This is a genomic window from Caulobacter sp. D5 (assembly GCF_003185805.1).
Lineage (GTDB): Bacteria > Pseudomonadota > Alphaproteobacteria > Caulobacterales > Caulobacteraceae > Caulobacter.
The window spans coordinates 1-1073 of record NZ_QHJY01000573.1; the positions used below are offsets into that span (position 1 = coordinate 1).

General features: G+C 74.7%; 1 protein-coding gene and 1 pseudogene. Both read right to left on the minus strand.

All coding sequences use genetic code 11. From position 1 onward, the window contains the following. Positions 1-747 (minus strand): Mbeg1-like protein (locus DMC18_RS25390; protein WP_146218234.1); only part of this gene is annotated, 747 nt, incomplete at its 3' end. A gap of 88 nt (positions 748-835) precedes the next feature. Continuing rightward, a pseudogene (locus DMC18_RS25395) lies at positions 836-1073 on the minus strand (transcriptional regulator); the annotation flags it as partial.

The following is a 1073-nucleotide window of genomic DNA, read 5'->3' on the forward strand; positions in this document are numbered from 1 at the left end:
CAGCCCGCCCAGGCCCGCGCCCAGCCAGCGGTCGCCGCCGTCCTGCACCCGGCTCAGCGGATCGCCGTCGATATAGTAGGCGTCAACCTGGGGCGCGGGCGCGCCGCCGGCCTGGGCGGCCTCCAGCGTGTCCTCGTGCAGGCCCGCGGCGTTGAAGGTGTCGGCCGGCAGGCCCGAGGCCACGGCCGCCGCCGAGGCCAGGCCCCCGCCCAGGGAGTGGCCGGTCAGGGTGACGTCCTCGCCCGCCGTCCGCAGCCGCTCGCCGATCAGCAGGGCCTTGTCGTAGTGGCCGGAGTCCAGCCCCAGGCCCTGTTGCAGGTTGGCCTTCCAGTCCGCGGCGCTCTGGGTGCCCCGGAAGGCCACCACATAGTCGCCCTGCGTGTCGACATAGACCCGGGCGCGGAAGTCGGAGCCGGCTTCCTCCAGGTCGGTGGGATCCAGGCCCAGCCGCGCCAGGTCCTCGTCGCCGGCCACGCTCCAGCCGGCCGGCGGATTGGGGATGTCGTTATAGACGTCGGCGGCTAGGGCCATGTGCACCCTGGCCTGCGCCAGCTCCGCCGCCTTGCCGCCGCCGGCCGCGACGGCCGAGACCTTCACCTCGGCCTGGGCCGTGACCGAGACCGCCGGCCGCGAGGTCGGGGCGTTCCATTCGGCCGCCACCTGGGCGTCGATCGCGACCTCGGCCTTCGCGCCGGCCGTGCTCCGGTCGCTGGTCGCCGTGATCCCCGATCCGCCGTCGATGCGCATGACCCTGTCCCTCGATGCGAGCGTAGGGACGGATGCTGCGCGCGGGGCGACGGCGGGACTAGCTGGGGAATTCCCTAGCGTGGGCGCCTCAGGCGGCCACGCGGCCCTCATCGTCGAGGCTGACGCCCAGCCGCGCCTTCAGCTCGCGCGCGCCTTCGGACGTCAGGCGCACGGCGCGGCCCTTGGGCTCCAGGGCCAGCCAGCCGCGATCGGTCATCGTCGACAGCAGCCTGACCCCCAGCGGTCCGGCCAGGTGGTGGCGGCGCTCGGTCCAGTCCAGGCATTGGCGAGCGACGCCGCGCGGGGAGGACATGGCCTCGACCGCG